The 4,920-nt window shown below is 60.1% G+C and carries 4 protein-coding genes; 1 reads left to right on the forward strand and 3 read right to left on the reverse strand.

What is annotated here, in order from left to right; genetic code table 11:
- Positions 1-1,489: AsmA family protein (locus WCA53_RS15805; protein ID WP_423912094.1), on the forward strand; the 1,489-nt coding region annotated here is incomplete at its 5' end.
- Between the two features lie 421 nt (positions 1,490-1,910).
- Here WCA53_RS15805 and WCA53_RS15810 read toward each other — a convergent pair.
- From WCA53_RS15810 to uraH, 3 genes are all read right to left on the reverse strand, one after another.
- A complete protein-coding gene (locus tag WCA53_RS15810) occupies positions 1,911-2,609 on the reverse strand; it encodes a hypothetical protein (protein WP_423912098.1) in 699 nt (232 codons plus the stop codon).
- Positions 2,610-2,786: 177 nt separating this feature from the next.
- A complete protein-coding gene (locus tag WCA53_RS15815) occupies positions 2,787-3,980 on the reverse strand; it encodes a urate hydroxylase PuuD (protein ID WP_423912101.1) in 1,194 nt (397 codons plus the stop codon).
- Between the two features lie 94 nt (positions 3,981-4,074).
- Entirely contained in the window at positions 4,075-4,428 is a 354-nt protein-coding gene (gene uraH, locus WCA53_RS15820) for a hydroxyisourate hydrolase (RefSeq protein WP_423912104.1), read from the reverse strand.
- Positions 4,429-4,920 lie beyond the last annotated feature (492 nt).

Genomic DNA, 4,920 nt, shown 5'->3' on the forward strand with positions numbered 1-4,920 from the left:
CGCGACGGCAGTGTCCGGCGACGGCAAGGTGGGCGGCGTGCTTGCATTAGAGGACGTAGAGCGGCCGTTTCCCGTGCAGGCGGACGTTCGTATCGGAGACACGCACATTGCGTTCGTCGGCACCGTGACGGACCCCGCGCACATTGCGGCGCTCGATTTGCGCGTCTGGTTCCAGGGCGTGAGTGCCGAGCATCTGTATCCGATCGTCGGTGTGCCGCTGCCTTCCACGCCGCCGTATGCAACCGAAGGACGGCTGGTCGGGCAGTTTCGCGACGATGGCAACGTCTTCAAGTATGAGAATTTCACTGGGCGCGTGGGCGGCAGCGACCTGAACGGTTCGCTGGTGTTCGTAGGACGCAAGCCACGCCCTCTCGTGTCGGGCGACCTCGTTTCGCATCTGCTTCAGTTCTCGGATCTCGCCCCGATCGTCGGCGCCGATTCGAACGCGAGCAAGGCCAAGCGCGGCGAAACGCAGAAGCAGCCCTCCGAGAAGGCGCTGCCGGTCGAGGAGTTCAAGACGGATCGATGGAAGGCTGTCGATGCGGACGTGAAGTTCACCGGTGGCAAGATCATCAAGGATCCGGCGCTGCCGATCTCGGACCTCTATGCGCACGTGAAAATGACGGACGGCGTGCTGTCGTTCGAACCGCTGACGTTTGGCGTGGCGGGCGGGACGGTGTCGTCGAACATTCATCTCGACGGCAGCAAGGAACCGTTACAGGGCCGTTTCTCGACATCGGCGCGGCATCTGAAGCTCAAGCAACTGCTGCCGACCGTCAAGACGATGCAATCGGCGCTGGGTGAAGTGAACGGCGATGCGGCGTTGTCGGCGACGGGCAATTCACCGGCGGCGCTGTCGGGATCAATGAATGGCGAAGTCAAGATGTTGATCACCGATGGCACGATCAGCCGTCTCTACATGGAGGCGGCCGGCCTGAACGTGGCTAACGTCGTGTATGAAAAGCTGTTTGGCAAACGCGACGTGAGTATCAATTGCGCGGCGGCGGACTTCGTGGCGGTGGACGGCGTTCTTGAATCGCGCGTGTTTGCCCTCGATACCGATGACGCCGTTATCAATGTCGATGGCATCATCAATTTGAAGACCGAAGCGATGGATCTTGGCGTTCACCCACATACCAAGGGCTTCCGGGTGTTTTCGTTGCGTTCGCCGCTGTATGTGAAGGGGACGTTCAAGGATCCCCATGTGGGCGTGAATGCTGGCGCGTTGGCAGTCCGTGGCGTGGCAGCCGTTGGGCTGGGGCTGCTCAACCCGTTCGCAGCGCTGATTCCGTTGATCGCGCCCAGCAACAATCGGCCGTTGCCGTGTACACAGATGCTCGCCGATATGCGCAATGCGCCAACCGCGCCCCCGCCTGGGCGACGGGAACAGGTTAAGGGCGCACCGGCGTATATGCAGCAGGGAGCATCGAGTCCTGCCGCCACGAAAGCGGCAGTTCCTGCGAGTGGCGCGATGTATCGGGGGAGTTGAGGGTTGGGCGCGGACTTCCCTCTGCCCTGCGGCAAGCAGCCCGAGAAAGACGTGCGGCGTCAGTGACTTAAGCGCGAAGCCCCGCGCTTATCAACAAGTCTGCCCACAAATAGTGTGGATAACATCCGGGTTCCATAGCCGCGCCCAGTTCCGCAAAATTCGTCGGCATAGCTTGCTTCGAATCGTTGCGTCGTCGGTTTTCTCAGTTAAATCATGGAGTAACAAAGATTACTTCATGTTTGTCCACAGCCTAACCCACAGATTGTGGGCATAACTTTATGTACTCAAATCGCTTGAATCACCGCTTAGGCGCGTTTTGAAGCGTTGGATGAATACTGTTTATATTCAACATCTTGCAGCAATTGTCAGACGGTTTTCAACAGGCTCGTCCCCAAAAAATGTGGACAAGTCTGTTGGGTGCTTAAAACGGCGCGGCACGCAAACCGTTCGCGACCGCCGAAGTGTTGATCCGCATCGTGCCGTGGACGCGCGCTGCCCAGGCATAGGTAGGACTGGGTGAGGTCCATCGGCTGGTTGTATCGAAGGACAACGCAGCTTCGGCGGGAGAAGCGCGAGCGGTTGTGACCGATGCGGTCCACGGGTCATCGAGACGCGATGTGTCGTTGCGGGCGGGACTTGCCGGTGCTACGTGGGTGTCGGGCGCAGGTTCTGTCTCGGCCACACCGGCGTTCACGTCCTGGCGGCTGCGCCACGTATCGCTCGATGCAATCAAGCCCGGTGAGCGGCCACGGGGCTTCGTGTCCCAGTCGCTGCTGTCCATGGTCAAGCTGCCTGGCGCAACCGGGACCACGGGCGCGTGTTCTGTTTGCGCCGCGCGAGCGACGGGTGCATTCGACGCCACGCGCTTGGGAGCCGGAGCGCTCCACGGATCGTCATGTGCGACGGGTGTTGCGACGGGGCCGCTCCATTGATCTGAAGCGGCGAGGGTTTGCGGCGCCGCAGGGTTAAGCCATGGGTCCTGAATTGACTGGCTGGGCCTTGCCGGTTCGCTTGCGCGCGCCGCTGCATGCATCAGGCCAAAGGCGGCGCACGCCAGAGCAATCTTCTCAAGACCAGAGTGGACAACCCGAAATATTCCCCGGAGCGGTAAGCGAGACATGGCGTTTTCCCATCAATACACGAAACTGGGAAGCCTAGGCCAAACACCGCGTCGAGATAACGCGAATTATCTGAAAAGTGCGCCTTTTTTTGGGGTTGCGGCTGTTCGGTGACTAATCCTCCGGCCACGCGCGAGAGGACCACTCTCTAACCCCTCGCGCGAGCCCCTGCCAAAACCTTACTGTAGAGCCCCACCCTGAAACCACGCGGCAATTTTCCGCCGTTCCGCATCGGTCATCTGGGTCACGTTGCCCAATGGCATGGCCTTTAAAACCACAGCCTGCTGATAAACACGCTGCGCGTTCAACGAAATAGACTCGGGCGTATCAAGCAAAACCCCGGCGGGCGCGGCACCCATCATGGTGGGGTGCGCTGCATGACAGGTTGCGCAGCGCTGCTGCAAAACCGGCTCAATATCGGCGACACGGAGTACGGGCGCACCCGCTACCACCGGCACAGTGGCGACCGGCTTGGGTGTTGTCCAGAAGAACGCTCCGAACATCAGCAGCACCCCGATCACGGGCAAGTACCACAACACCTGCCCGCGATGGCGCATCACGAAGAACTGCCGGATCAGCGCGCCCGCCAGCATGATGACCAGCAGCACAGCCCAGTTGTAGGGATGCGTATACGTCATCGCATAGTGATTCGACAACATCACGAACACGACGGGCAGCGTGAAATACGTGTTGTGCACGGACCGCTGCTTGCCCCGCTTGCCGTAGATCGGATTGGGCACTTCGCCCTTCAACATTGCCGCGACCATCTTGCGCTGGCCGGGAATGATGACGAAAAATACGTTGGCGGTCATGATGGTCGCGAGCGTTGCACCCGTGATCAAATAAGCGGCACGCCCGGCAAACACGTGACACGCGAGCCATGCGGCAAAGATCACGTAAGCCCCGACGCACATCCCCAGCAACCGGTCGTTGTTGCCCAGGAAACGGCACAGCGAGTCATACACGATCCAGCCAGCCAGCAAGAAGCCGATCGCGGACGACACAGCAACGACCGGCCCCATGTCGAGGACGTTCTTGTCGATCAGGTAGGTGCTCGGCGAATACAGGTACAGCACCATGAAGAGGCCGAAGCCCGACATCCATGTGGTGTACGACGGCCACTTCGACCAGTGCAGGTCGTCGGGCATGTTCGGCGGCGCGACGGTGTATTTCTGCATGTTGTAGAAACCACCGCCATGCACGTGCCACAACTCGCCAAACACGCCCCGTTTCGTTGCAGCCGGATCTTTGGGCGGCGTCAGGCTGTTATCCAGCGCGACAAAATAAAAGGACTCGCCGATCCACGCGATCGCCACGATCACATGCAGCCAGCGCAACGCGAGATTCAGCCAGTCGACAATAAAGCCTTGCATGAAACGCCTCCACATCTCTTCTGTTTTATAGGTATCGAAACCTGAGCCAGCGTGCTTGTCGACGCCTGGGCGCTCAGAGCACTCAACTGCTCAATCAACTGCCGCGATAGGTGCTGTATGCCCATGGCGAAACCAGCAGTGGCACGTGGTAATGCGATGTGGCGTCGGCGATACCGAAGCGCAGCACGACCCGGTTCACAAAGCGGGGTTCCGGCAAGGTGACGCCGTTGGCCGCAAAGTAGTCGCCCGCATGAAACACGAGCTCATATTCGCCGGGTACGAACCCGTCGTCCTGCAAAAGCGGGGCGTCGCAGCGACCGTCGGCGTTGGTCAGCGTGGTGAGGAGCGCACGCCGGGTGTCGCCGGCGAGCACAAACAGTTCGACCTTGATCCCGGCGCCGGGGCGACCGTGTGCGGTGTCGAGTACATGGGTTGTCAGCTTGCCCATTCGCGTTGTCCTTTTAGTGTGCGAGGAATGGCTGCGCATCGACCCTCCTGGCTTCGGCGGCGGATCGAGGCTCCACAAGCGTGGCTACATACCCGTCGGCGTGAGAAGATGCGCGCCGTTCAACCATTGTAAAAACTTGCAGCGCGGCAAACGGCCGCAATAGGCAAGATAATCGCCAGCACATATAAAGCCGGTGTGTGCCGCTGAAACGGGCAACGAAGGAGTCGCCGCACACCCAGCCGCCAGGCCGCCCGACCCCTTGCCCCGGCGATGCTACCTGCGCCAAAATTCGCGATCATATTGAGTCCGTGAAGACAACTATGGCCGCGCCTGGATTGTCAGGGGCTTTTTGGCTGGCGAAAGTGAAGCCTTGCAGAGCGCGGCTGACTGTGCATCCCGAAGACGGCGATCGACGCTGGGTAACCGGGTTAAATGGCGTATGAATGGCGTATTGCGCCCTCGGTAAACAGTGAAATAGCGGAGATCGACATG

This window comes from Caballeronia sp., assembly GCF_049581465.1.
In the GTDB taxonomy this organism is placed as follows: Bacteria; Pseudomonadota; Gammaproteobacteria; order Burkholderiales; family Burkholderiaceae; genus Caballeronia.

Excerpts from the sequence above, each read along its gene's own strand:
- uraH (WP_423912104.1), bottom strand. The coding sequence starts at position 4,428 with ATGGGCAAGCTGACAACCCATGTACTCGACACCGCACACGGTCGCCCC.
- WCA53_RS15810 (WP_423912098.1), bottom strand. The coding sequence starts at position 2,609 with ATGTCTCGCTTACCGCTCCGGGGAATATTTCGGGTTGTCCACTCTGGT.
- WCA53_RS15815 (WP_423912101.1), bottom strand. The coding sequence starts at position 3,980 with ATGCAAGGCTTTATTGTCGACTGGCTGAATCTCGCGTTGCGCTGGCTG.